The sequence below is a fragment of the Inquilinus sp. CA228 genome, from assembly GCF_052078665.1.
Classification (GTDB): domain Bacteria; phylum Pseudomonadota; class Alphaproteobacteria; order DSM-16000; family Inquilinaceae; genus Inquilinus.
In genome coordinates this window covers 25,166-47,854 of sequence record NZ_JBQJIK010000030.1, presented here as the reverse complement: position 1 = coordinate 47,854, position 22,689 = coordinate 25,166, and the positions used below count along the sequence as shown (strand labels likewise).

Below are 22,689 nucleotides of genomic sequence, written 5' to 3'. Positions count from 1 at the left end.
CTATCCCTTCACCGCGCCGGCGACCATGCCGCGGGTGAAGTGTTTCTGGACCAGGGCGAACAGGATGGCGGCGGGCAGGGTGGTGACGACGCCGGCGGCCATCAGAGTGTCCCAGCGGATCACGTTCTCGCCGACGAAGCGGGTCAGGGCCAGGGTCATCGGCCATTTGCCGTCGTCGGTCAGCATCACCAGCGGGAAGATCAGGTCGCTCCAGGCATGGATGAAGGTGTAGATCGCGGTCATCGCCAGCCCCGGCCGCACCACCGGCAGGATGATGTGCCACAGGCTCTTGAGGCGGGAGCAGCCATCGACCATCGCCGCCTCCTCCAGCTCGCGCGGGATGCCCAGCAGGAAGCCGTGCAGCAGCCAGATCGCGATCGGCGTGGCCAGGGCTACGTCGCACAGGATCACCGACAGGTAGGTGTCCAGCAGGCCGGCCGCGATCATGAATTCGTAGAGCGGGATGACGATGACGACCGGCGACAGCATCTGCGTCGCCAGCACCACGAACAGCAGCGTGGTGCGGCCGGTGAAGCGGAACCGCGCCAGGCCGTAGGCGCCGAGGAAGCCGAAGCTGGTGGAGATCGCGGCGGCGCAGCCGGCGATGATCAGGCTGTTGCCCAGCGCCTCGACCACCCGGTACGGACCGAACAAAGCGCGGGCGTAGTTGCCCAGGTCAAGGCTGGTCGGCAGGAACTCCGGCGGCCAGACATAGAGTCGGTCATAGGGGGTGAAGGAGGTCTTCAGCATCACCCAGACCGGCAGCAGCAGGAAGCCCAGCAGCAGGATCAGCGCGCCGTGCCGGCCGATCTCGGGCAGGGTGCGACGCCCAAAGGTGCTGGGGGCGGTCATTCCTCGCCCCCCTTCAGCACGCGCCAGTACAGCAGCGACACCGACATCAGGATGGCGAAGACCACGACCGCCATGGCCGAGGAGGTGCCGAAATCGAAGCTGCCGAAGGCGGTCTCGTAGATCTGGATCGGCAGGGTCGCGGTGGCCCCGGCCGGTCCGCCCTTGGTCAGCGGCCAGATCACCTGGAAGGAGTTGAAGGTCCAGACGGTGGACAAGAGCACGCAGGTCATCAGCACCGGCCGCAGCAGCGGCAAGGTGATGCGGCGGAAGATCTGAACCGGGCCGGCGCCGTCGATCCGCGCCGCCTCGACATAGTCGTCGGGGATGCGCTGCAGCCCGGCCATCAGCGTCACCACCATGAACGGGATGCCCAGCCAGGCGTCGACCACCACGGTAGCGATGAAGGCCGTGGTCTCCTGGCCGAGGAAGGAGATCGGCTCGCGGATCGCGCCGGTGACCAGCAGCACGGCGTTGATCCAGCCGGACTGGCCGTCCAGCACCCAGCGCCAGGAAATGGCGGCGATCACCGCCGGCGTCACCCAGGGCAGCATCAGCAGCGCCAGATAGACCTTGCGGCCGGGAAAGGGGCGCTGCAGCAGCAGCGCCCCGCCCAGGCCGATCAGCAGCTTCGCCCCGACCGAGCAGGCGGTCCACACCACGGTCAGCTGCAGCGTCCGCAGGAAGGCCGGCTCCTGCACCAGCGCCAGGAAGTTCTCGGCGCCGACGAAGTCGTTGCCCTCCCAGGGCGCGGTCAGCACCACGTGATGCACCGACTGCCAGAATATCCGCAGCACCGGCAGGCCCAAGAGGGCGACGATCAGCAGCAGCGGCAGCGCCAGATAGGGCCAGGGCGCCCGGTCCGGCGACCAGGGGCGGGCCCGGGCGGCCCGGCGCGGCACGGTGGAGGCGAGCGCGACCACGGGGTCAGGCGCGCGGTTCGATGCGGGCCTTGCGGATCTTCTCCGCCGCAGTGTCCAGCGCCTCCTGCGGCGTCACCTTGCCCAGGATGGCCGACTGCACCGCCTCGACCAGGATCTTCTCGAAGGGTTGCCAAGCGCGCGGCGTCGGCTGGGAGAAGCCGTTCGCCTTCATGGCGATGAAGGTCTGCCAGAACGGCGTCTTGAAGGTGTCCATCTGCTCCTCCTCGGCCAGCAGCGGCACCAGGCCGCGCTGGTCGTCCCACTTGGCGTGGACCTCGGGCTGCAGCAGATAGGCGACGAACCTGCCCGCGGCCTCGGGATGCTCGCTCTTGGCCGAGATGGCGAGGCTGTCCGACACCAGCTCGCCCTTGCATTCCTTGCCGCAGGGCAGCGGCGCGACGGCATAGGGGGCGGTCTTGTTGTCCGGGTCCAGGCCCATGATCGACTTGCCCCAGGGGCCGCTGACCATCATCGCGATCTTGCCCTGGGCGAACAGCGGCGGGTGCTGCTCGCGGTTCAGCTCCAGCGGGTTGGGCACGACCTTGTCCTTCTGGAACAGGTCGACATAGAACTGCAGCGCCTGCGCCGCCTCCGGGCTGTTGATCCTGGTCTCGCCTGCCGCGTCGAAGGCCTCGCCGCCATTCTGGTAGACGAAGTTCAGGAACTGGCTGACCAGGGTGACATGCGCCGCGGCCGAGGTGGCGTAGCCATACATGCCGGGGTTCTTTTCGGTCACTGCCTTGGCCGTGGCCACCAGTTCGTCCCAGGTCTTGGGCGGGGTCGGGATCAGGTCGGTGCGGTAGTAGAGGGCCTGGGTCGAGAAGGCCATGGGCGCGGCCATCTGCTTGCCGCCGAACTGCGCCGCGACGCGCAGCGGTTCCGGGATCCGCCCCAGCGTCGCGGCGTCGACCAGCCCGTCGATGGGCTGGATCGCGCCCATCATCGAGAATTCGGCGACGTTGCGGGTGCCGATGTAGACGACGTCGGCGGCGCGGCCGGCGATGAAGTCGGTCGACAGCTTCTGGAACGCCTCGTCCCAGCCGACGCCTTCGACCTTCACCTTGATGTCGGGGTTCTTGGCCTCGAAATCGGCGATGAAGACCGGCAGGGTCTTCTGGCTGACCTCGTCGCTGGCGCCGGGGATGAAGAAGCGGATCTCGGCAGTCTCGGCCAGGGCCGGGCCGGACAGGCTGGCGGCCAGAGCGAGGATGCAAAAGGCTGGCCCCAACCGCATGCTGCGCAGGTTCATTGTAGCCTCCCGTGGCTGGCTGGTGTTGCTTGGCGACGCCCCGATCCCGGCGGGATCAGGGCGGGCGTCTCATCCCGCCCTGGCGCAGCAGTAGGTCCAGCGCCAGGCCGACAGCGCCGCGCAGATAGCCGTCGCCCTCGTCGGGGCTGATGACGATCCCGGTGCGGCACTCGTCGAAATTGTAGCCATGGGCGCGGAAGCTCTCGTTCAGCGCCTTCAGCAGGTAGATGTTCAGGGCCGGCTGCGGCGCCCGGAACACGATCGCCTCGAGGTCGAACAGGTTGGCGATCTGGGCCAGGGCCTGGCCGATCCAGCGGCCGGCGCAGTCGAAGATCTCGATCGCCTCCGGGTCGCCCTGCGACGCGATATGGGCCAGCACGGCGATGTCGTCCGACAGGCCGCGCTTCAGCGCCTGGCGCGAGATCGCGGAGAGCGAGGCCAGCGAGGCCAGGCAGCCGCATTTGCCGCAGCGGCAGGCGGCGCCGGAATAGGGCGCCAGCGACAGATGGCCGATCTCGCCGGCCTGGCCCTTGCCGCGATAGACGTCGCCATTGATCGAGATGCCGGAGCCGATCTCGTTCTGCAGGCTGACCACGGCGTAGTTCTCATAGGCCCGGGCCAGGCCCAGCATGCGCTCGGCGACGACGATGGCGTTGGACGGCGTCTCGGCCGTGACGCCGATGCCGAAGGCGTCCTGCAGCGCCGCGGTCAGGCGCTGGCCGGCGCCGATCACCTCGGCCCGGCGCGGCCCGACCTCGCCCAGCACTACGCCGCCGGCGGCGAGGGTGTCCCAGCCGGCACCGCCCTTGCGGCGCAGGCGGTCGAGGGCATCGACCAGCGGCGACGGGTCGTCATTGGCCGGGGCGGGCAGGGGGATCGGGCTCTGCTGCGGCGTGCCGGCCAGGTCGGCGATCACCAGCTGCGCCGCGTCGGCGCCGAGATGCAGGCCCAGCAGCGTGCCGTAGCCGGGGTCGAGGCCCAGCATCATCCGGGGCCGGCCGCCGCCGGACGCCTTGGCGCCGGTCTCGCGCAGCAGGCCGTGGCCGATCAGGGTGCGGACCAGGGGGGTCATGGCCGAGGCGCTGAGGCCGAGCTCGCGCGCCGCCTCGATCCGGCTGGCGCCGCCGCGGCGGTGGATCAGGCGCAGCAACTCCGAGGCATCGCGCCCGCGCAGGTCCAGCTCTCCGGTGCCTCGCCCCATCTCGCCCCCGCTGCGCCGCCCTTCATTCGCGAGGACGGCGTCCGATGGGATTCATATTTCACGATACCGAGGAGGACAAGCCGGATAATTTCGATTTTCGAAATAAGTCGGGACGTTAGCGGAACAGCGCCCGCACCAGCGCCGCGACGATCCGGTCGAGATGGGCCGCGTCCTGGTAGACGCGCTCCATCACCGCCAGGCCGCGGGTGAAGGTGACGACCAGGTCGGCGGCCTCGTCCGGCGTCACCGCCAGCCGGGCGCGGGCCGCCTCGGTCGACAGCGCGGCCAGGACGATGCGGCGCAACTCGTCCAGCATGCCGCGCAGCCGTGCCTGCAGCCGCGGGTCGTCCAGCGCCGCCGGCTCGGTCGCCGTCCTGGTGCTCAGGCAGCCGCGCGCCGGCGAGCCGCTGGTCATGCTGGCGATGGCGGCATCGAACAGCGCCCGCAGCCCCTGTTCCGGGGCCGGCGTCGAGCCCAGGGCCTGCCGGATGTTGTCCAGGAACCGCCCGACATAGGAGTCGAAGGCCAGCAGGAAGATCTCCTCCTTGCCGCCATAGGCGTTGTAGAGCGAGCCGCGCAGCACGCCGGTCGCCTGGGCGATGTCCTGCATGGTGGTGGCGCGCAGCCCCTTGCGCCAGAACACGCCCAGCGCCTCCGCCAGCATCTCGCCTTCGTCGAATTGCCGCACGCCGGCCATGGCAGCTCCGATCATCCTTGACATCGATGTCAAATTTGACATTGATGTCAAACATAGCCGATCGACCTCGCGACGGCCAGACCCTGAGGATCGGATGATGATCGACCTGCATTACTGGACCACGCCGAACGGCCACAAGATCACGATCGCGCTGGAGGAGCTCGGGCTGCCCTACCGCATCCTCCCGGTGAACATCTCCCAGGGCGACCAGTTCAAGCCGGACTTCCTGGCCATCGCCCCGAACAACCGCATCCCCGCCATCGTCGACCATGACCCGGCGGAGGGCGGCGCGCCGATCTCGATCTTCGAATCCGGCGCCATCCTGGAATACCTCGCCGACAAGACCGGCCGGCTGCTGCCGCGGAGCCCGCGCGAGCGGTTCGGGGTGCTGCAGTGGCTGTACTGGCAGATGGGCGGCCTCGAGCCGATGGCCGGGCAGAACCATCACTTCTCGGTCTATGCGCCGGAGCGCATCCCCTATGCGACCGAGCGCTACGTCAAGGAGACCGGGCGGCTCTATGGCGTGCTCGACCGCCAGCTGGCCGGCCGGGAGCACGTGGCCGGCGAGTTCTCGATCGCCGACATCGCCATCTATCCCTGGGTCGTGCCGTATCAGCGGCAGCAGCAGCGGCTCGAGGATTTCCCGAACGTCGCGCGCTGGTTCGCCGTCATGGCGGCCCGGCCGTCGGTGGTCCGCGCCTATGAGATCGCCGCCCAGATCAACACCGTGCCGACGGTGACGGAGGAGTCGAAGCGTCATCTGTTCGGCCAGTCGGCGGCGACCGTGCAGGGCCGGGCCTGAACCATGGGCGACGCTGCTCTCACCCTCTACGAGCTGGCCGGCGCCGACGCCGCGCTGCGCTTCAGCCCGCATTGCTGGAAGACCCGCATGGCCCTGGCCCATAAGGGGCTGGAGGCCGAGCGCGTCCCCTGGCGCTTCGCGGAGAAGGAGGCGATCGCCTTCTCCGGCCAGGGCCTCGTGCCCGTGCTGGTGCATGACGGCGAGTCCGTCTCCGATTCCTGGCGGATCGCGCTGCATCTGGAGGAGCGGTTCCCGGACCGGCCGTCGCTGTTCGGCGGGGCCGCGGCGATCCCGCTGGCGCGCTTCGCCAACGCCTGGGCCGACACCACGCTGCTGCCGGCCATCGTCCGGATCATCCTGGTCGACATCTTCGGCTGCCTCGACGAGCGCGACCTCGACTACTTCCGCAGCTCGCGCGAGATCCGCTTCGGGCAGCGGCTGGAAGAGGTGGTGGCCGACCGGCCGGCCCATATGGCCGCCCTGAAGCAGGTGCTGACGCCGCTGCGCCGGGTGCTGGCCCAGGACCCGTTCCTCTCCGGGCCGCAGCCGGCCTATGCCGATTACTGCGCCTTCGGCATGTTCATGTGGGCCCGCTGCACCAGCCCGATCGAGCTGCTGCAGCCGGACGATCCGGTCTTCGCCTGGCGCGACCGGCTGCTCGACGCCTTCGGCGGCATGGCGCGGTCGGCGCCCTGCGCCTAGGGCTCGACGCCGAATGCCGCGTGGAACGTCACCGTTCCGTCCGGCACTTCGGCGCCGAAGGGCAGCACCAGGAAGTATTGGGCCGGGATGCCCGGCGACTGCAGCCGCGGGTCCGCGGCGAAGCCGAAGCGGCCGTAGTAGCCCGGCGCCCCGGCCAGGACGCAGCCTTCGGCCCCGAGGGCGCGGATCCGGTCGAGGCCGGCGCGGATCAGGGCCTGGCCGATGCCCTGGCCCTGCCGGTCGGGACGCACCGCCACGGGGCCGAGTCCGTACCAGTCCCGGGCCGTGCCATTGATGGTGATGGGCGAGAAGGCGACCTGGCCGACGATCTCGCCGTCCTCCTCCGCCACCAGCGCCACCGTCAGCACCCCGGCCGCGCGCAGGGCCTCGACGATGGGGGCTTCGCTGCCGTCGCTGTAGGGCCGGCCGCGGAACGCGTCCTCGACCAGCTGCCGCACCACCGCATCGTCGTCCGGCTGCTGGTCCCTGATCATGCCGCTGCCCCCGACTCAGGTGTCCAGCATGGTCAGGGCGGCTTTGCGGTCGCCCGGCTTCAGCTTCAGGAACAGGGCCCGGGCCGCCTTGATGTCGCGCTCGATCCCGCTCTCCGCCGCGGCCTTCAGGGCCAGCGCGGTCGCATGCTCCGGCCCGCAGATGAAGGCCACCGCCTTGGCCAGGCGCCCCATGGCCTCCCGATCGATCTTGGTCTCGTCCATCCTGGTCCTTCCCCGTGCCGCCGGATATCTCCGGTTCTGGACCATCGTGGGAGCGCTGCCCAGGAGATTCGGCGCCGGTCAGTCGCCGGTCCGCTCGAAGCGCATGATCCAGTTGGTCTCCCAGCTCGCGCCGCCATCGGTCGAGAACGCTTGCTCCCAGCGCGCCGACCGGCCGGTGATCTCCGACCAGATGAAGCGCACCCGGATCGGCGTGCCCTCCCAGACGTCGTCGGCGAAGAAGGTGCCGACGCCGTTATCGAACCGGCCGCGCAGCGGCGCCTCGTCCATGTGCAGGGTGCGGCCGTCGAACCACCAGATCGACCACAGCCTGGTCTCGGTGTCGAACAGGCGCAGCGTGGCGGCGCGGTAGGTCCCGGCCGGCAATTCGAGGATGTTGTCGTCGATCGTGCCCAGGCCGCCGATCAGCGAGCGCATCTCGGAGGCGCCGGCGAACTCGTCCCACAGGGTGTCGCCGGCCAGGCGCTTGCGCAGCCGGCGGTGCGACACCGACCAGCGGCCGAACAGGGGGCCGAAATCGTCGCGGCCGTCGCCGGCTGAGTCGGGGACGCTGGGGTCGGTGCCGGGGGCGGGCTTGGCGAACAGTGCGGGCATCGGTCTCTCCGGGTTGGAATGGCGATGCGACGAATGATGCCGGCCACCAACTGACATCCAGTGTCAGGATTTTTTCGGCTATGCTCGCGTCATGCGCGCCAACCGCCTGCTGTCGATCCTGCTGCTGCTGCAGTCCCGCGGCCGCCTGACCGCCCAGGCGCTGGCGGAAGAATTCGAGGTGTCGGTGCGCACCGTCTATCGCGACATCGACGAGCTCTCGGCCGCCGGGGTGCCGGTCTATGCCGATCGCGGGCCGGGCGGCGGCTTCGCGTTGCTCGACGGCTACCGCACCCGGCTGACCGGGATGACCGCAAGCGAGGCCGAGACGCTGCTGCTGGCCGGGCTGCCCGGGCCGGCGGCGGATCTCGGCCTGGCCGAGCCGCTGGCGGCGGCGCGGCTGAAGCTGCTGGCGGCGGTGCCCCAGGCGGCGGGGGAGGGGGCGGCCCGGGTCGGCGACCGCTTCCACCTCGACCCGGTCGACTGGTACCGCCGGGCCGAGCCGCCGCCGCACCTGCCGGCGATCGCCCGGGCGGTGTGGGGCCAGCGCCGCTTGGTGATCCGCTACGAGAGCTGGTCGGCCACGGTGCGGCGCACGGTCGATCCGCTCGGCCTCGTGCTGAAGGCCGGCGCCTGGTACCTGATGGCGCGGATCGGCGACGGCATCCGCACCTACAAGGTGGCCAAGGTGCTGGATCTCGACGTGCTGCCGGACGGCTTTGACTATCCGCCTGGCTTCGACCTGGCAGCGCAATGGCAGGAGTCGCTGCAGCGCTTCGCCAGGGAGCTGCGCCGGGCCGAGGCGGTGCTGCTTGTGTCGCCGGAGGCGCTGCCGCTGCTCGACCGGCTCGGCGCCGACGCGGCGGAGGCAGTGCAGCAGGCGGAGCCGGACGCCGAAGGCTGGCGGCGGGCGACGGTGCCGATCGAGGGCGTCGGCCATGCCGCGCGGCTGCTGCTCGGCTTCACCGACACGATCGAGGTGCTGGAGCCGCCGGAGCTGCGGCAGGCCCTGGCCGATGGCGCCCGTCGGGTGGCGGCGCTGTACCCCGGCTGAGCTCAAGCCGCGTCGGACGTCCGCTCGGCCCGGGCCAGATAGTCCTGCTTGCTCGGCTGCAGATGGTCGATGCAGAGCTGGGCCAGGGCCCAGCTGTCCCGGCCCTTCAGCAGCTCGATCATCAGCCGGTGGTGCCGGCGCGACACCTCCAGGTTCTCCGGATCCGCCAGGGTCTTGGCCCGGATCGGCAAGCTCAGCCGCATGTAGTGCTCGATCGAGGCGACCAGATAGGCGTTGCCGCAGGCGCCGAACAGGGTCAGGTGGAAGCGGTCGTTGCACTCGTGCACGCCGCGCAGATGGCCGCGCGCGACATGGCCCTCGAGCTCCAGCTCGATATCGAGCAGCCGGCCGATCAGGGCCGGCGGGGCGGGCAGGGGGATGGTCAGCGCCGCCTGGCGCTGCAGCAGCTCGCGCACCTCGTAGATCTGCCGCACCTCGTCCGGGTCGAGGGAGCGGACCGCGGCGCCCTTGTTGCGCTCGCGCACCACGATGCCCAGCCGCTCCAGCTCGACCAGCGCCTGGCGGACGGCATGGCGGGTGACCGGAAAGCGGGCCAGCAGCGCGTCCTCGACCAGCCGCGTGCCGGGCGGCAGCCGGCCGAAGATGATGTCCTCCTCCAGCGCCCGCACGACCGTGGCTTCCTTGCCGCCGGCGATGTCCGTCATGATCCGCGGTGTCCCGAGGCCCGATCCGATGCCGGATCAGATCACATCCATCTGCGAGGTTGTCAATAATCGGGCCTTGGATCGGGGTGATTTCGCCATCGCATCCCCGGATTATTGACAATCCGGGGACGCGGCGTAGGGTGCAGCGGTCTTGCGGCGGTTCCGCCGCGATCCGCCATATCGGAAGGTTCCCATGGACAAGCGCGGCCTGCGGAAGGGGCTGACCAGCTACGGCGACGCCGGGTTCTCGCTGTTCCTGCGCAAGGCCTTCATCAAGGCCATGGGCTATTCCGACGACGCGTTGGACCGGCCGATCATCGGCATCGTCGACACCGGCAGCGACTTCAACCCGTGCCACGGCAACGTGCCGGCGCTGATCGAGGCGGTGAAGCGCGGGGTGATGCTGGCGGGCGGCATGCCGATGGCGTTCCCGACCATCTCGATCCATGAATCCTTCGCCCACCCGACCAGCATGTTCCTGCGCAACCTGATGGCGATGGACACGGAGGAGATGATCCGCGCCCAGCCGATGGATGCGGTGGTGCTGATCGGCGGCTGCGACAAGACCGTGCCGGCCCAGATTATGGCCGCGGCCAGCGCCGACCTGCCGGCGATCGTGCTGCCGACCGGCCCGATGGTGGTCGGCCACCACAAGGGCGAGGTGCTGGGCGCCTGCACCGACTGCCGGCGGCTGTGGGGCCGCTGGCGGGCCGGCGAGATCGACGATGAGGAGATCGAGGCGGTGAACGGCCGGTTGGCGCCCTCGGTCGGCACCTGCATGGTGATGGGCACCGCCAGCACCATGGCGATCCTGGCCGAGACGCTGGGCCTGTCGCTGCCCGGCGCCGCCGCCATCCCGGCGACCCATGCCGACCGCATCCGCTGTGCCGAGGCCACCGGCCAGGCGGCGGCGCGGATGGCGGTGTCGGGCGGGCCGCGCCCGTCCGAGATCCTGGTCCCCGGCGCCTTCCGCAACGCCATGGTGGCGCTGCAGGCGGTGGGCGGGTCGACCAACGGGCTGGTGCATCTCGCCGCCATCGCCGGCCGGGTCGGCCAGCCGCTCGACTATGCCGAGTTCGACCGGATCGGGCGCGAGACGCCGGTGCTGATCGACCTCAAGCCCTCCGGCGCGCACTACATGGAGCATTTCCACCATGCCGGCGGCGTGCCGCATCTGCTGGCGGAGCTGCGCGACCTCTTGGACCTGACCGTGCCGACCGTGGCCGGCGGCACCCTGGCCGACACGCTGCCGGCGCCGGGCGAATGGCGCGACGAAGCGGTGATCCGGCCGCGGTCGAACCCGCTGAAGGCTCAAGGAGCGATGGCGGTGCTGCAGGGCAACCTGTGCCCGCGCGGCGCGGTGATCAAGCAGTCGGCGGCGACGCCTTCCCTGCTGCAGCACACCGGCCGGGCGGTGGTGTTCGATTCGGTCGAGGACATGGCGGCGCGGATCGACGATCCCGGGCTCGACGTCGCGGCCGACGACGTGCTGGTGCTGCGCAGCGCCGGGCCGAAGGGAGCGCCGGGCATGCCGGAGGCCGGCTATCTGCCGATCCCGCGCAAGCTGGCGCAGCAGGGGGTGAAGGACATGGTCCGCCTGTCCGACGCGCGGATGAGCGGCACCGCCTTCGGCACCATCGTGCTGCACATCACGCCGGAATCCGCGGTCGGCGGGCCGCTGGCGCTGGTGCGCACCGGCGACCAGATCCGGCTCGACACCGCCGGCCGGCGACTGGACCTGCTGGTCGACGAGGCCGAGCTGGCCCGCCGCGCGGCCGAGGCGCCGCCGCCGAGGCCGGCGCCGGACCGCGGCTATGCCCGGCTGTTCCACGACAGCGTGCTGCAGGCCGACGAGGGCTGCGATTTCGACTTCCTGGTGCCCGGCCGCAAGGCCGGCTGAACCGATGGGGATGCTTCCATGTCGAGACTGACCGGCGTCATCGCCGCCGCCGCCACGCCGCTGCGCGACGACCTCTCGATCGACCATGAGCGGCTGGTCATGCATTGCCGCTGGCTGCTCGGTGACGGCGGCTGCGATGCGATCAACCTGCTCGGCACCACTGGCGAGGCGACCTCCTTCTCGCTCGAGCAGCGCCTGGCGGCGATGAAGGCGGTGGCCGAGGCCGAGCTGCCGATGCATCGCTTCATGGTCGGCACCGGCGCCTCGGCGCTGCAGGATGCGGTGCGGCTGACCCTGGCGGCCAAGGCGTTCGGCTTCGCCGGGGCGCTGCTGCTGCCGCCCTTCTACTACAAGGGCATCGACGATGAGAGCCTGGCCGCCTATGTCGACACGGTGATCGCGCAGGTGGGAGCGGAGGGGCTGGGCCTCTACCTCTATCACATCCCGCAGAACACCGGCGTGCCCTGGCCGATCGAGGTGGTGGCGCAGCTGGCGGAGCGGCATCCGGGCACGCTGGCGGGGTTGAAGGATTCCTCCGGCGACATCGCCTATTCGACCGATCTGGCCAAGCGGGTGCCGGGCATCGCCGTGTTCCCGAGCTCCGAGGCGACGCTGGGCCTGGCCAGGGAACGGGGCTTCGCCGGCTGCATCTCGGCCACCACCAACGTCACCGGTCCCCTGGCGCGGATCGCCTTCCACCAGGCCGGCACGCCGGAGGCGGCGGCCGCGGTGGCCGCCGCCGCGGCGCTGCGGGCGGCGCTGAGCACGGTGACTCTGGTGCCGGCGGTCAAGGACACGCTGGCCGAGATCCATGGCGACGCGGCCTGGCGCCGGCCGCACCCGCCGCTGCGTCCCCTGACCGAGGCGGAGCGCCGGACGTTGCGCGAGGCGCTGGCTGGGACGGAGTATCCGCGGCTGTTCGGGCGCTGAGGGGGGAGGGGCTGGCGCTTTCCGGTCTCTTGACCGCTATTACCGGCATGGCCTTTGCGTTGCCTCTCCCGCCTGGCGGGAGAGGTCGGGCTCGCGCAGCGAGACCGGGTGAGGGCGGGCCCAGGCCTCGACAAAACCCCCTCACCCGGAGGCGCAAGCGCCTCCGACCTCTCCCGTAAACGGGAGAGGCAAAACCGTCCGATCTGCCTGTGAGGGAGAGCGCTCGGCGACGTTCGGCGCTCAGCTGCTGTCCGGTTTCGGTGGCTTGGGCATGGGCCGGCCGGCGACGGGTTCGTCCGGCGCCCGGGGCCAGCTCTCTTCCGGCACCGCATCGACGGCCTCCGCCGCGGCGACGTTGTCCCAGCCCTGCGGCAGCCGGATCGACGGCGGCATGCGGCCGATCTTGCGGCAGACCTCGCGCAGGAACTCCTCGGGCGACAGCGTGTCGAGCTGCACGTCCAGGATCTCGTCCTCGACCAGCGACTCCCACACCATCGACCGCACGCGTTCGACGTCCCCCGCCTCGTCGGGCACCGCCAGCGCCTCGACGACGGCGTCGGCCGCCCGTTCCCGCCACTGCCGGCGGCGCTCCTGCTCGCCTGATTCGGTCCGCTTGGCCCGGCGCATCAGATAGCCGGCGCGGATCCGCTCGGTCATGGCGATCGACAGCCGCACCGACCGCGACAGCCGCGACTGCATCAGCGGGTAGTCCGGCATCTCCGCCCCCCGCAGGATCTGCGACTGCTCCTGCGCGGTCATCCGCTTGGTCCGGATGTCGAGCTCGACCACGTAGCGCAGCGAATCCAGCGCCCACCCCGTCCATTTCATGTCGGGGTCGGTCGGCCGGATCTCGTCGGAGTCGGATTGCGCCATGTCCATAGAACGTATCATGAACGAGAATCGCGAATGAACGCAATGAACATTGCGTTCACCACCGGCGCACCCCAGCGGCGCTACACCGCCCGCCAGTCGCGGAAGGCGGCGGCCTGGCCGTGCAGCGTGCCGGCCTCGTCGATCAACTGCCAGACGACGGCGCTCTCGATCCAGAAGCTGCGGCCGGATTTGGCGATGCGGATGCCGCGATAGTCGCCGATGAAGCCGTCGCGGGTGACGGCATCCAGCAGGCGCTGCCGCTCGGCCCGGTCCGGCGCCTCGGCGGAGAGGCGGGAGGGCAGCGTCGTGAACTCGTCCCAGCCGTATTCGAAGCAGGCCTGGGCCGCGCGGTTGGCGTAGACGAAGCGGGGATCGGCCGCGGTGTCGTGCGCCAGCACGCAGAAGGGCGCGTCCTCGTACAGCCAGCGCGCCCGGGCGATGTCGTCTCCGGTGTCTTCCGGCAGCAGCGGCACACCGACCAGCCGGGCATGGCTGCCGGCCAGGAGGCGGAGGAAATCGGGATCGAGGGCCAGGCCCAGGGGGCCGAGCCCGGGACGCGGGGCGGGGAGGGGCTGCGCCATCACAGGTTGCCGGCCCGGGGGTTGATGCCGAGGATGTGCCCGGGATCGACCGGCACCGTGACCAGGGTCGAAGCCGCGGCGTCGTGGCGATGGGCGTCGAGGATGTCGTCCAGATTGGCGAGGTCGGGGCGGAGCGCGGCCGAGCGCCAGCCGCAGGCGCCGGCCATGGCGGCGAAGTCCATCCGGGCCAGGCGGTGGTGGCGGCGCGAGGCCGGCGCGTCCGGGATGATCGTCTGCACCCCCTGCTCGATGATGCCGTAGCTGGCGTTGTCGAGCAGGAACAGCAGGATCCCCAGGTCGCGGGCCTCCGCCAGATATCCGGCGAACAGGCGGAAGCAGCCGTCGCCGGTGAAGCCGACGACATCGCTCTCCGGCGCGGCGAGCCTGGCGCCGATCGCCAAGCCTAGCACATTGCCCATGGCTGAGCCGCGATAGAGCGAGAAGAAGCGCGCATGCGGGTGAGGGCGCTGGATCACGTATTGCCGGTCCTTGTAGGCCAGGCAGACGTCGTCGAAGCCGATGGTGCCCGGCCGCCAGCGCGCATCCAGCGCCCGGAACAGCGCGGCCATGTCGACATGGCCGGGCCTCGGGGCCTCGAGGCGGCGCGTGTTGAGGTCGTCCGGCGCCGGGCCGGTCCGGCGGGTCTCCGGCGGCTGCCATTCGAGCCGGCCGAGCAGGGACCGGAGCGCCGTGTCCAGGGGGGCGACGAGCTGCCGGTAGGCGCCGCCGGCGCGGTGCCCGAACCCGCCATCGACCTGGCCATAGCCGTCCTGCAGGCCGGTCAGGACGAAGGTGTCGCCGGCCGCATAGGGGGCCAGGTTGACCGTGTATTCGTCCGGGCAGGCCCCCAGGACCAGCAGCACATCCTCCGCCCCGATGCCCTGCCACAGCCGGATCGCGGCATCGTTGCCACCGAAGGAGATGGTGCCGTGGCCGCGGGGATTGCCGCGCTCGACCCCGTTGGCGCCATTGATGCTCCAGACGATGGGGGCGCCGAGCCGCTCGCACAGGCGCGAGGTCAGAAGCGGCGCGTCCGGATACCGCGCCAGTTCCTCGCCGGCGAGGATGACGACGCGCCGGCCGCGGATGCGCCGGCAGAACGCCTCCGCGAACGCATCCGCTTCGGCCGAGGCGAGCGCCGGATCCGGCTGCGGCGGCGCACGATGCGGGGCCATCCCGGTCTTGAGCGCCACATGGTCCAGGACGAGGACGACCGGCTTGCAGCGCTGCAGCTGGGCATGGGCCTGCCGCAGCTGCCGGTCCATGGTCGCGGCGTCGTCCAGCACGAAGACGCCGTCCGGCAGCTCAGCGCGCAGCTGCGCCAGCATGTGGCTGCCGTGGCGGCTGGTGTCCTGCAGCGGGGACAGCCCTTCGGTCTCCACCGGCGAGGCCGGGATGATGTAGACCGCCGGGATGTCGTGCAGCTTGGCGTCGCTGAGGCCGCAGCCGAGCAGCTTGGTCGCCGCGCCCGTGGTCGCGACGCAGGCGCCGATGCGGCCGGACGCCAGATAGACGCCGAGCGGGACGAAGCCGGAGGCATATTCGCCGAGCGACAGGAAGCGCATCCCATCAGGCTCGGGCTGGTCGGCCGAGGCCTCTTCCGCGTGGAGCGGAGGGAGCTGCTCCAGGAAGCGGATGGTGCCGCCGCCGGTGACGCCGGCACAGATTTCGATGCCCCAGGATTCCAGCGCCACCACCAGGGCTTCGTAGCCGGTCACGGTTTCCGCAACATGAATATCCATGCGAACGCCTCGTATTCACGGAAGTGTGATGCGACGACTATGCGTGTCGGGGATTCCGGTTCAGGCCGGCAGCGCCGCCGATTCCGGCGTGTTCTGCAGGACCAGGGAGCGCAGCTTGCTGTCGCTGCAGACGGGCTCTTCCGACGCCGTCAGCTCGCGATAGATCGATTCGACCAAGCCGGGCGTCGGCGACAGGCCGAAGGCCTCGATCTTCGCCTTCAGCGCGTGCCGGCCGGAATGGCGGCTGATCACCATCCGGCGCTCGGCGCCGAACCTGTCCGGCTCCAGGAACTCATAGGTCTGAGGGTTGCGGATGATGGCGGCCTGGTGGATGCCCGCGGCGGTGGCGAAGGCGTTCTCGCCGATGATGGCCTTGCCGCGCGCCATCGGCAGGTCGAGGCTCTCGATCAGCAGCCGGCAGGCGGCATAGACCCGGCCGACATCGATCGTCGTCGACCGGTTGAAATGCGTCGGATGGGCGGTCAGGGCGGCGACCACCTCCTCCAGGGCGCAGTTGCCGGCGCGCTCGCCGATGCCGCACAGCGTCACCTGGATCTCGTCGATGCCGGCCTCGATGGCGGCCAGGGTGTTGGCGACGGCCAGGCCGAGATCGTCATGCGCGTGCATGGCGACCTTGACCTCCGGCGGCACGCTCGCCCGCACGGTGTCGATCAGGGCGGGCACCCGGCCGGGCAGCAGGCAGCCGACCGTGTCCGGGATCAGGATCATCGTGGCGCCGGCCCGGGCGGCGGCCTGGCACATCGCGCCGAGGAACTCCGGGTCTGCCCGGGTGGCGTCCTCGGGGGCGACGCAGATGTCGTCGAAGCCGATCCGCCGGGCGAGCTGGACGGCGCTCTCGATCTCGTCCAGCGCCTGCTGGCGGGTGATCTGGCGCTTGTGGCGCAGGTGGATCTCGGAGGCGACGCCGAGGATCTCGATCTGGGCCGCGTGGGCCTTCTCGACGGCCTTGGCCGCGCGCTCGATATCGGAGGCGCTGGCCCGGGCGAAGGCGCAGATCCGGCTGTCGCGCACGGCCTCGGCGATGGCGCGCACGGCGGCGAAGTCGCTGTCGGACGCCGCCGGGAAGCCGGCCTCGATGGTGCTCACGCCGAGGGCTTCGAGCTCGCGGGCGATGCGCAGCTTCTGCTGCAGCGACATGGCATTGCCGGGCGCCTGCTCGCCGTCGCGCAAGCTGGTGTCGAAGATCGTCAGCGGCCTCTGCGTTGCAACAGTCGACATGATCGAACCTCCATTCAGGGCGCCCTCTTCTTCCGAAGGACGCCAGACCCTGATTTCAGGATGCGAACTGCATCACCCGATCCGTATTGGCTCTCCATGGCGGAGCCGGATCGGTGCGGCGGGCGCGTTGGTTGGATACAGTTTTCTGAACCTTATTCGCGCCACGCGAATATAGTTGAAATGCGCGAATCCTTTGTTTGACGTTATTTAAGTTCCTGGAAGTATCAGAGTAAAAAGATTCTTTATGTCAAAAAGTGCAATCAATTTTATTTTAATGATGTAGAAGACGCAAAGAAGTGCATTGGCTTTGTCGCGATATTAGGATTTCTGTCGTAGTATTTTCCTGCCTATTGTCGCGGCATATGCTCAAAATACAGCAAATGCTATTCTTAGCGTCCCTACCGGCGGCGGTGAGGAGCGGTGTTGCGAATCGAATAAGTATCCGCTTATATGTTCGCATGACCGCGCCCGAGATCTTCCAAGCCCTGGCCGACCCGACCCGCCGCGCCGTGTTCGAGCGGCTGGCCGACGGCGAGCTGAGCGTCACCGAGCTGAAGGCCGGCTTCGCCGTGTCGCAGCCGGCGATCTCGCAGCATCTCGCCGCCCTGCGCCGCGCCGGGCTGGTGGCGGAGCGGCGCGACGGCCGCTTCGTCTACTACCGCGCGGCGCCGGATGGCCTGGCGCCGCTGGCCAGCTGGATCGACCGCTACCGCGCCTTCTGGCCGGAGAAGGTGGCGCGCCTCAAGACCCTGCTCGAGGACATGGATGATGCGTGACCCGAAGACCGACGATGCCGTCGTGGTCGACTGCGACCTGGACCATCCGCCGGAGAAGGTGTGGCGGGCGCTGACCGAGCCGAAGCTGCTCGGCGCCTGGCTGCTGCCGAACGACATCGAGGCCGAGGCGAAGCGGCGCTTCACCCTGCGCGACGGGCCGGGCGCGCCGATCGACTGCGAGGTGCTGGCGGCGGAGCCGCCGCGGCTGCTGCGCTACAGCTGGCGCGGCCGCGACGCGGATGCCGGTGGCCGGACGCTGGACACGGTGGTGACCTTCACCCTGGACGGCACCGCGGCGGGCGGCACCCGGCTGCGCATCGTGCACAGCGGCTTTCGGGCCGAGGCCCGGGCGCTGCCCTGGACCGGGACGCCGGCGCCGCGGCGGCCCCGTCTCGCGCGCCCGCTGGTCAAGGCGTCGGCCGGCGGCGGGAGGCTGCGATGGGCGGCCTGAGCCTGGTGCCGAGGGTGGTGGAGCAGTCGGGCCGCGGCGAACGGGCCTTCGACATCTTCTCCCGCATGCTGCGCGACCGGATCATCTTCCTGAACGGCCCGATCGACGACGGCGTCTCGGCCCTGGTCTGCGCCCAGCTGCTGTTCCTGGAATCGGAGGATCCGCGGAAGGAGATCGCGATGTACGTCAACTCGCCCGGCGGGGTGGTGAGCAGCGGCCTCGCGATCTACGACACGATGCAATACATCAAGAGCCCGGTGTCGACCGTGTGCATGGGCACGGCGGGGTCGATGGGGGCTTTCCTGCTGATGGCCGGGGCGCCGGGCCGGCGCATCGCCCTGCCCAACGCCCGGGTGGTGCTGCACCAGCCCTCCGGCGGCTTCCAGGGCCAGGCCTCGGACATCGAGCGGCATGCCGAGGACATCGTGAAGCTGAAGCGGCAGCTGAACCAGATCTACGCCCGGCATTGCGGCCGGACCACTGACGAGGTCGAGCGCACCCTCGACCGCGACCGCTTCATGACCGCCGCGGAGGCGAAGGACTGGGGCATCGTCGACCATATCTTTGCGCGTCGGGAAGACCCCGCGGCCTGATGCCTGCCGCCCTTTTTTCATCGTCATTCCCGCGAAAGCGGGAATCTCATGCCGGTGAAGCCGTGACGAGATCCCCGCTTTCGCGGGGATGACGAAAATAGGAAAGCCGATCACCCGCCTTCGCCGCCGGAACGCGGTCGATGCAGGCGTCGACGGCGCCCGCCAGGCCGCCGGTCTGTTTCGCGAACACAAGGTCTATCGTACTCAAGCCGGACGAATACAAAATATTGATAATAAACCAGTATGCAATTGCTGTTGTGCGATATATTCTAAAAATATCGATAAATTTCCGATTTGAATTTTATTTGACTCTCTATTTCTAGGAACAAATTCAGTATATTCTGGATAAATGTCCGTTGTCTGAACATAAGGGAGGACGATCCATGCCCGTCAACAGGGTCACGCTCTATTCCGAGCCGGGTTACAAAGGCAAGAGCCAGACCTTCGCCTTCGATCGGAAGATCTATGCCCTCAGCGTCACCCGGCTCGAAAAGATCGGCTCCGTGCGCGTGTCGAACTGGGACCGGAAGCCGATGATCGGAGAGTTCAGGCACACCGTCCGGCTGTGGGCGGACCGGCCGAACCGGCAGTATCCGATCCACCGCGTGGAAAAGAATTTGTATCGGAGATTCTCGGAGAACAGCGCCGACATCGGCGAATGGGGAGAGAAGACGCGCTATATCGAGGTGCTGTTTGAATCGAAGCTGGATTCAGTGATCCCGGACGACACATCGCGGTTTCGCGGCTTTGAAAGCGCCGAGCGGCTGCCCCACATCATCGAATAGCATCGCATAGCGGCTTCAGCCCCGCTTCGCCGCGGCCAGCACGCGGTCGATGAAGACACCTGCCGCGCCGAGATGGCGGGCGGGGTCGCGCAAGGCGGGCCAGTCGATTGGGGCCGGAGAGGCCTCGGCCAGCACCTCGAACAGGTGGCGGCCGGTGGCGGTGGCCTTGGTCGCCGCCTCCTTCACCAGGCGCTGGGCCTCGGGGCGCGGCATGTGGGCGGCGAGGACGAAGCTCGCGGCCTCGGCCAGCAGCAGGCCGTGCGAGGCCTCGAACTGGTTCGCCATCCGGGCCGCGTCGACCGTCAGGCTGCCGGCGACGGCCAGGGCATGGTTCAGCGCCGCGCCGGCGGCGACCGCCATCTGCGGCAGGGCCAGCCATTCGACCGGCCAGGCGGCGCCGTCACGCTCATGCTCATGCAGCATCGCCTGCTGCATTTGGCCGGCCATCCCGGCGTTGAAGCGGGCGAGGGCGACCAGCGTCTCCGGCCCGACCGGGTTCGACTTCTGCGGCATGGTCGAGGAGCCGCCGCCGGCGCCTGGCCGCACCTCCGCCACCTCGGTCTGGGCCAGGAGGATCAGGTCGCGGCCCAGCTTGCCGAGCGTGCCGGTGACCAGCGCCAGCCAGCCGGCGAATTCGGCGATGCCGTCGCGCTGGCTGTGCCAGGGCATCGGCGGCACGGCGAGGTCGAGGATTTCGGCCAGCGCCGCCTCGACCTTGGTGCCGTCTTCGCCCAGCGCGCCCAGCGTGCCGCTGGCACCGCCGAAGGAGAGCACCAGCAGGCGGGGCTTCAGCTCGGCGAGCCGGTCGCGGTCGCGCAGCAGCGGCGCCAGCCAGCCGGCGGCCTTGAGGCCGAAGGAAATGGGCGTCGCCTGCTGCGACCGGGTGCGGCCCGGCATCACCGTGGCGCGATGGGCGTCGGCCAGCCCGGCCAGGGCCTCGATCAGCGCCGCCAGCCGGGTCTCCAGGATCGCGATCACCCGGCGCAGCCGCAGCACCAGGCCGGTGTCGAGGATGTCCTGGCTGGTGGCGCCCCAATGCACCGCCTGGGCCGCCTCGTCCCCGGCCGACGCCGCCACCGCTTGGCGCAGCGCCGCGACCAGGGCCGGCACCGGCACGCCGTCCTCGGCCGTCTTCGCGGCCAGCGCCGCCGGGTCGGGCATCAGCGCGCCGGCGGCCGCGGCGATGGCGCTGGCGGGGGCGGCCGGGATCACGCCGCAGCGCGCCTCGGCCTCGGCCAGCGCCCCCTCGACCATCAGCATCGCCCGCAGCGCCGCCTTGTCACTGAACAGGACGGCGGTCTCCGCGTCGGAGAGGAGCGGGCCGAACAGGGCGGAGTCGAAGGGCGAGACGGTCATGGCCCCCAGGCTAGACCGCTTCCAGCGCCAGGGCGATGCCCTGGCCGACGCCGATGCACATGGTGGCCAGGGCGCGCTTGCCGCCGGTCAGGCTCAACTGCAGCGCCGCGGTGCCGGCGAGGCGGGCGCCGGACATGCCGAGCGGGTGGCCGAGCGCGATGGCGCCGCCATTCGGGTTCACCTGCGGCGCGTCGTCCGGCAGGCCGAGGTCGCGGGTCACCGCCAGGGCCTGGGATGCGAAGGCCTCGTTCAGCTCGATCACGTCGAAATCGCCGATCGAGAGGCCGAGGCGGGCCAGCAGCCTGCGGCTGGCCGGGGAGGGGCCGAAGCCCATGATCCGCGGCTCGACGCCCGCCGCGGCGCCGCCCAGGATGCGGGCGATCGGGGTCAGGCCGTGGCGCGCCGCCGCGGCCTCCGACGCCACGATCAGCGCCGCGGCGCCGTCATTGACGCCCGACGCGTTGCCTGCGGTCACGGTGCCGCCCTTGCGGAACGGGGTGGGCAGGGCGGCCAGCTTGTCCAGCGAGGTCTGGCGCGGATGCTCGTCGCGGTCGACCACCACCGGCTCGGCCTTGCGCTGCGGGATGGTCACCGGGACGATCTCTCGTGCCAGGCGGCCATTGGCCTGGGCGGCCAGCGCCTTCTGCTGGCTGCGCAGGGCGAAGGCGTCCTGGTCGGCGCGGGTGACGCGGAACTGCTCGGCCACGTTCTCGCCGGTCTCCGGCATCGAATCGGTGCCGTACAGCTCCTCCATCCGCGGGTTGACGAAGCGCCAGCCGATGGTGGTGTCGTAGACCGCGTTGGACCGGGAGAAGGCGCTGTCGGCCTTCGGCATGACGAAGGGAGCGCGCGACATGCTCTCGGCGCCGCCGGCCAGCATCAGCTCGGCGTCGCCGGCCTTGATGGCGCGGGCGGCGATGGTCACGGCGTCGAGGCCGGAGCCGCAGAGCCGGTTGATGGTCGAGCCGGGGATCCCCGCCGGCAGACCGGCCAGCAGCACGGCCATGCGGGCGAGGTTGCGATTGTCCTCGCCGGCCTGGTTGGCGCAGCCGAGGACGACATCGTCGACCGCCTCCCAGTCGACCTTGCCGTGACGTTCCATCAGTGCCTTGAGCGGGATCGCGGCGAGGTCGTCGGCGCGGACGGCCGACAGGGCGCCGGCATAGCGGCCGATCGGGGTGCGCAGATAGGCGCAGATATAGGCGTCGCGGCTCATGCGGCCTCTCCATGGGCGATGCGGGTGCGCTCCTTCAGGTCGCGGAGCGTCTTCAGCTCCAGCGCCGAGGGCGGCGGGGTCTGTTCCAGGTTGTCGGCGAAGCGGACGGTCCAGCCGCAGGTCTCCTGCACCTGCTCGCGGGTCGCGCCCGGATGCAGCGAGACCACGGTGAACTCCTTGGTCACCGGGTCGGGCCGCCACACGGCGAGGTCGGTGACCAGCAGGGTCGGGCCCTTGGTGGTGACGCCGTAGCGGGCGCGGTCGTCGCCGCCGGTGCCGTGGCCGAGCGAGGTGAAGAAGTCGATCTTATCCACCATGCCGCGCTTGTTCTGCTTCATGGTGATGAAGATCTCGCCCGAGGAGGTCGCGATCTCCGGCGCGCCGCCGCCGCCCGGCAGGCGGACCGACGGCTTGTGGTAGTCGCCGATCACCGTGGTGTTGATGTTGCCGAAGCGGTCGAGCTGGGCGGCGCCGAGGAAGCCGATGGTGACCCGGCCGCCCTGCAGCCAGTAGCGGAACATCTCCGGCACCGAGACGGTGGTGACGGCGGTGTCGCACAGCTCGCCGTCGCCGATCGACAGCGGCAGCACCTCCGGCGCGGTGCCGATGGTGCCGCTCTCATAGATCAGGGTGATGTCCGGGGCGTGGGTCAGCCGCGCCACGTTGCAGGCGGCGGACGGCGCGCCGATGCCGACGAAGCAGACGTCGTCGTTGCGCAGCGCCCGGGCCGCCGCGATGGTCATCATCTCGTCGGGGGTGAAGGTGTTGGCGTCGGCCATG

General features: G+C 70.1%; 25 protein-coding genes. 9 read left to right on the top strand and 16 right to left on the bottom strand.

Annotated features, from left to right (window positions below; translation table 11 throughout):
- From ACTOWL_RS16680 to ACTOWL_RS16660, 5 genes are all read right to left on the bottom strand, one after another.
- Window positions 1-852: a carbohydrate ABC transporter permease gene (locus tag ACTOWL_RS16680; RefSeq protein ID WP_441322378.1), complete on the bottom strand. Its 852-nt coding sequence runs from the start codon at window positions 850-852 to the stop codon at window positions 1-3.
- Window positions 849-1,772 carry a carbohydrate ABC transporter permease gene (locus tag ACTOWL_RS16675; RefSeq protein WP_441322377.1) on the bottom strand — a complete coding sequence of 308 codons (924 nt, stop codon included), beginning with the start codon at window positions 1,770-1,772 and terminating at the stop codon, window positions 849-851. Before ACTOWL_RS16675 ends, ACTOWL_RS16680 begins: the two co-directional genes overlap by 4 nt.
- Before the next feature lie 4 nt (window positions 1,773-1,776).
- Window positions 1,777-3,021: an ABC transporter substrate-binding protein gene (locus ACTOWL_RS16670; protein ID WP_441322376.1), complete on the bottom strand. Its 1,245-nt coding sequence runs from the start codon at window positions 3,019-3,021 to the stop codon at window positions 1,777-1,779.
- A gap of 55 nt (window positions 3,022-3,076) precedes the next feature.
- Entirely contained in the window at window positions 3,077-4,222 is a 1,146-nt protein-coding gene (locus ACTOWL_RS16665; protein WP_441322375.1) for an ROK family protein, read from the bottom strand.
- Window positions 4,223-4,337: 115 nt separating this feature from the next.
- Window positions 4,338-4,934: a TetR/AcrR family transcriptional regulator gene (locus tag ACTOWL_RS16660; protein ID WP_441322374.1), complete on the bottom strand. Its 597-nt coding sequence runs from the start codon at window positions 4,932-4,934 to the stop codon at window positions 4,338-4,340.
- Between the two features lie 82 nt (window positions 4,935-5,016).
- On the opposite strand from ACTOWL_RS16660, the gene ACTOWL_RS16655 reads away from it, so the two are divergent.
- Window positions 5,017-5,721 carry a glutathione S-transferase N-terminal domain-containing protein gene (locus tag ACTOWL_RS16655; protein ID WP_441322373.1) on the top strand — a complete coding sequence of 235 codons (705 nt, stop codon included), beginning with the start codon at window positions 5,017-5,019 and terminating at the stop codon, window positions 5,719-5,721.
- Between the two features lie 3 nt (window positions 5,722-5,724).
- The gene (locus tag ACTOWL_RS16650; RefSeq protein WP_441322372.1) at window positions 5,725-6,423 is read left to right on the top strand and encodes a glutathione S-transferase family protein; all 699 of its coding nucleotides are present in this window, start codon (window positions 5,725-5,727) and stop codon (window positions 6,421-6,423) included.
- Here ACTOWL_RS16650 and ACTOWL_RS16645 read toward each other — a convergent pair.
- The 3 genes from ACTOWL_RS16645 to ACTOWL_RS16635 all read right to left on the bottom strand — a co-directional run bounded on the left by ACTOWL_RS16645 (window position 6,420) and on the right by ACTOWL_RS16635 (window position 7,751).
- The gene (locus tag ACTOWL_RS16645) at window positions 6,420-6,917 is read right to left on the bottom strand and encodes a GNAT family N-acetyltransferase (protein WP_441322371.1); all 498 of its coding nucleotides are present in this window, start codon (window positions 6,915-6,917) and stop codon (window positions 6,420-6,422) included. The genes ACTOWL_RS16650 and ACTOWL_RS16645 overlap by 4 nt on opposite strands.
- Window positions 6,918-6,932: 15 nt before the next feature.
- Entirely contained in the window at window positions 6,933-7,139 is a 207-nt protein-coding gene (locus tag ACTOWL_RS16640; protein WP_441322370.1) for a hypothetical protein, read from the bottom strand.
- 78 nt (window positions 7,140-7,217) lie between these two features.
- A complete protein-coding gene (locus ACTOWL_RS16635) occupies window positions 7,218-7,751 on the bottom strand; it encodes a DUF1579 domain-containing protein (protein ID WP_441322369.1) in 534 nt (177 codons plus the stop codon).
- A gap of 91 nt (window positions 7,752-7,842) precedes the next feature.
- Between ACTOWL_RS16635 and ACTOWL_RS16630 the strand changes: the two genes are divergently transcribed.
- Window positions 7,843-8,802 (top strand): helix-turn-helix transcriptional regulator, encoded by a 960-nt coding sequence (locus tag ACTOWL_RS16630; RefSeq protein ID WP_441322368.1) that lies wholly within the window; start codon window positions 7,843-7,845, stop codon window positions 8,800-8,802.
- Between the two features lie 2 nt (window positions 8,803-8,804).
- Here ACTOWL_RS16630 and ACTOWL_RS16625 read toward each other — a convergent pair whose 3' ends face one another.
- The gene (locus tag ACTOWL_RS16625) at window positions 8,805-9,467 is read right to left on the bottom strand and encodes a GntR family transcriptional regulator (RefSeq protein ID WP_441322367.1); all 663 of its coding nucleotides are present in this window, start codon (window positions 9,465-9,467) and stop codon (window positions 8,805-8,807) included.
- A gap of 193 nt (window positions 9,468-9,660) precedes the next feature.
- On the opposite strand from ACTOWL_RS16625, the gene ACTOWL_RS16620 reads away from it, so the two are divergent.
- Together ACTOWL_RS16620 and ACTOWL_RS16615 are read left to right on the top strand one after the other, a co-directional pair.
- Window positions 9,661-11,367: an IlvD/Edd family dehydratase gene (locus tag ACTOWL_RS16620; RefSeq protein WP_441322366.1), complete on the top strand. Its 1,707-nt coding sequence runs from the start codon at window positions 9,661-9,663 to the stop codon at window positions 11,365-11,367.
- 18 nt (window positions 11,368-11,385) lie between these two features.
- Window positions 11,386-12,297: a dihydrodipicolinate synthase family protein gene (locus ACTOWL_RS16615; RefSeq protein ID WP_441322365.1), complete on the top strand. Its 912-nt coding sequence runs from the start codon at window positions 11,386-11,388 to the stop codon at window positions 12,295-12,297.
- A 240-nt stretch (window positions 12,298-12,537) separates the two neighbouring features.
- Here the strand turns inward: ACTOWL_RS16615 and ACTOWL_RS16610 are convergent, their stop codons facing one another.
- From ACTOWL_RS16610 to ACTOWL_RS16595, 4 genes are all read right to left on the bottom strand, one after another.
- Window positions 12,538-13,188 carry a hypothetical protein gene (locus tag ACTOWL_RS16610; RefSeq protein WP_441322364.1) on the bottom strand — a complete coding sequence of 217 codons (651 nt, stop codon included), beginning with the start codon at window positions 13,186-13,188 and terminating at the stop codon, window positions 12,538-12,540.
- A 62-nt stretch (window positions 13,189-13,250) separates the two neighbouring features.
- On the bottom strand, window positions 13,251-13,751 hold the full coding sequence (locus ACTOWL_RS16605; protein WP_441322363.1) for an MEKHLA domain-containing protein: 501 nt from the start codon (window positions 13,749-13,751) through the stop codon (window positions 13,251-13,253).
- Window positions 13,751-15,493, bottom strand: coding sequence for a thiamine pyrophosphate-dependent enzyme (locus tag ACTOWL_RS16600; protein ID WP_441322362.1), 1,743 nt, complete (start codon window positions 15,491-15,493; stop codon window positions 13,751-13,753). The genes ACTOWL_RS16605 and ACTOWL_RS16600 overlap by 1 nt, the downstream gene beginning before the upstream one ends.
- Before the next feature lie 60 nt (window positions 15,494-15,553).
- Window positions 15,554-16,732, bottom strand: coding sequence for a LeuA family protein (locus ACTOWL_RS16595; RefSeq protein WP_441322361.1), 1,179 nt, complete (start codon window positions 16,730-16,732; stop codon window positions 15,554-15,556).
- 458 nt (window positions 16,733-17,190) lie between these two features.
- Between ACTOWL_RS16595 and ACTOWL_RS16590 the strand changes: the two genes are divergently transcribed.
- From ACTOWL_RS16590 to ACTOWL_RS16575, 4 genes are all read left to right on the top strand, one after another.
- The gene (locus ACTOWL_RS16590) at window positions 17,191-17,508 is read left to right on the top strand and encodes an ArsR/SmtB family transcription factor (protein WP_441322360.1); all 318 of its coding nucleotides are present in this window, start codon (window positions 17,191-17,193) and stop codon (window positions 17,506-17,508) included.
- Window positions 17,501-17,959: an SRPBCC family protein gene (locus tag ACTOWL_RS16585; protein ID WP_441322359.1), complete on the top strand. Its 459-nt coding sequence runs from the start codon at window positions 17,501-17,503 to the stop codon at window positions 17,957-17,959. The genes ACTOWL_RS16590 and ACTOWL_RS16585 overlap by 8 nt, the downstream gene beginning before the upstream one ends.
- On the top strand, window positions 17,947-18,552 hold the full coding sequence (locus tag ACTOWL_RS16580; RefSeq protein ID WP_441322358.1) for an ATP-dependent Clp protease proteolytic subunit: 606 nt from the start codon (window positions 17,947-17,949) through the stop codon (window positions 18,550-18,552). The genes ACTOWL_RS16585 and ACTOWL_RS16580 overlap by 13 nt, the downstream gene beginning before the upstream one ends.
- Before the next feature lie 383 nt (window positions 18,553-18,935).
- Window positions 18,936-19,337 carry a hypothetical protein gene (locus ACTOWL_RS16575; RefSeq protein ID WP_441322357.1) on the top strand — a complete coding sequence of 134 codons (402 nt, stop codon included), beginning with the start codon at window positions 18,936-18,938 and terminating at the stop codon, window positions 19,335-19,337.
- A 15-nt stretch (window positions 19,338-19,352) separates the two neighbouring features.
- Here ACTOWL_RS16575 and ACTOWL_RS16570 read toward each other — a convergent pair whose 3' ends face one another.
- Genes ACTOWL_RS16570 through ACTOWL_RS16560 form a run of 3 tightly spaced genes read right to left on the bottom strand, consistent with a single transcriptional unit; the run spans window position 19,353 to window position 22,688 of the window.
- Window positions 19,353-20,693 carry a 3-carboxy-cis,cis-muconate cycloisomerase gene (locus ACTOWL_RS16570; RefSeq protein WP_441322356.1) on the bottom strand — a complete coding sequence of 447 codons (1,341 nt, stop codon included), beginning with the start codon at window positions 20,691-20,693 and terminating at the stop codon, window positions 19,353-19,355.
- A 10-nt stretch (window positions 20,694-20,703) separates the two neighbouring features.
- On the bottom strand, window positions 20,704-21,909 hold the full coding sequence (pcaF, locus tag ACTOWL_RS16565; RefSeq protein ID WP_441322355.1) for a 3-oxoadipyl-CoA thiolase: 1,206 nt from the start codon (window positions 21,907-21,909) through the stop codon (window positions 20,704-20,706).
- Window positions 21,906-22,688: a CoA-transferase subunit beta gene (locus tag ACTOWL_RS16560; protein WP_441322354.1), complete on the bottom strand. Its 783-nt coding sequence runs from the start codon at window positions 22,686-22,688 to the stop codon at window positions 21,906-21,908. Before ACTOWL_RS16560 ends, pcaF begins: the two co-directional genes overlap by 4 nt.
- Window position 22,689: the final 1 nt, after the last annotated feature.

Excerpts from the sequence above, each read along its gene's own strand:
- ACTOWL_RS16665 (WP_441322375.1), bottom strand. The coding sequence starts at position 4,222 with ATGGGGCGAGGCACCGGAGAGCTGGACCTGCGCGGGCGCGATGCCTCG.
- ACTOWL_RS16580 (WP_441322358.1), top strand. The coding sequence starts at position 17,947 with ATGGGCGGCCTGAGCCTGGTGCCGAGGGTGGTGGAGCAGTCGGGCCGC.
- ACTOWL_RS16570 (WP_441322356.1), bottom strand. The coding sequence starts at position 20,693 with ATGACCGTCTCGCCCTTCGACTCCGCCCTGTTCGGCCCGCTCCTCTCC.
- ACTOWL_RS16615 (WP_441322365.1), top strand. The coding sequence starts at position 11,386 with ATGTCGAGACTGACCGGCGTCATCGCCGCCGCCGCCACGCCGCTGCGC.
- ACTOWL_RS16630 (WP_441322368.1), top strand. The coding sequence starts at position 7,843 with ATGCGCGCCAACCGCCTGCTGTCGATCCTGCTGCTGCTGCAGTCCCGC.
- ACTOWL_RS16600 (WP_441322362.1), bottom strand. The coding sequence starts at position 15,493 with ATGGATATTCATGTTGCGGAAACCGTGACCGGCTACGAAGCCCTGGTG.
- ACTOWL_RS16645 (WP_441322371.1), bottom strand. The coding sequence starts at position 6,917 with ATGATCAGGGACCAGCAGCCGGACGACGATGCGGTGGTGCGGCAGCTG.
- ACTOWL_RS16560 (WP_441322354.1), bottom strand. The coding sequence starts at position 22,688 with ATGGCCGACGCCAACACCTTCACCCCCGACGAGATGATGACCATCGCG.
- pcaF (WP_441322355.1), bottom strand. The coding sequence starts at position 21,909 with ATGAGCCGCGACGCCTATATCTGCGCCTATCTGCGCACCCCGATCGGC.
- ACTOWL_RS16590 (WP_441322360.1), top strand. The coding sequence starts at position 17,191 with ATGACCGCGCCCGAGATCTTCCAAGCCCTGGCCGACCCGACCCGCCGC.
- ACTOWL_RS16620 (WP_441322366.1), top strand. The coding sequence starts at position 9,661 with ATGGACAAGCGCGGCCTGCGGAAGGGGCTGACCAGCTACGGCGACGCC.
- ACTOWL_RS16655 (WP_441322373.1), top strand. The coding sequence starts at position 5,017 with ATGATCGACCTGCATTACTGGACCACGCCGAACGGCCACAAGATCACG.
- ACTOWL_RS16585 (WP_441322359.1), top strand. The coding sequence starts at position 17,501 with ATGCGTGACCCGAAGACCGACGATGCCGTCGTGGTCGACTGCGACCTG.
- ACTOWL_RS16610 (WP_441322364.1), bottom strand. The coding sequence starts at position 13,188 with ATGATACGTTCTATGGACATGGCGCAATCCGACTCCGACGAGATCCGG.
- ACTOWL_RS16575 (WP_441322357.1), top strand. The coding sequence starts at position 18,936 with ATGCCCGTCAACAGGGTCACGCTCTATTCCGAGCCGGGTTACAAAGGC.
- ACTOWL_RS16650 (WP_441322372.1), top strand. The coding sequence starts at position 5,725 with ATGGGCGACGCTGCTCTCACCCTCTACGAGCTGGCCGGCGCCGACGCC.
- ACTOWL_RS16660 (WP_441322374.1), bottom strand. The coding sequence starts at position 4,934 with ATGATCGGAGCTGCCATGGCCGGCGTGCGGCAATTCGACGAAGGCGAG.
- ACTOWL_RS16595 (WP_441322361.1), bottom strand. The coding sequence starts at position 16,732 with ATGTCGACTGTTGCAACGCAGAGGCCGCTGACGATCTTCGACACCAGC.
- ACTOWL_RS16640 (WP_441322370.1), bottom strand. The coding sequence starts at position 7,139 with ATGGACGAGACCAAGATCGATCGGGAGGCCATGGGGCGCCTGGCCAAG.
- ACTOWL_RS16670 (WP_441322376.1), bottom strand. The coding sequence starts at position 3,021 with ATGAACCTGCGCAGCATGCGGTTGGGGCCAGCCTTTTGCATCCTCGCT.
- ACTOWL_RS16635 (WP_441322369.1), bottom strand. The coding sequence starts at position 7,751 with ATGCCCGCACTGTTCGCCAAGCCCGCCCCCGGCACCGACCCCAGCGTC.
- ACTOWL_RS16625 (WP_441322367.1), bottom strand. The coding sequence starts at position 9,467 with ATGACGGACATCGCCGGCGGCAAGGAAGCCACGGTCGTGCGGGCGCTG.
- ACTOWL_RS16605 (WP_441322363.1), bottom strand. The coding sequence starts at position 13,751 with ATGGCGCAGCCCCTCCCCGCCCCGCGTCCCGGGCTCGGCCCCCTGGGC.
- ACTOWL_RS16680 (WP_441322378.1), bottom strand. The coding sequence starts at position 852 with ATGACCGCCCCCAGCACCTTTGGGCGTCGCACCCTGCCCGAGATCGGC.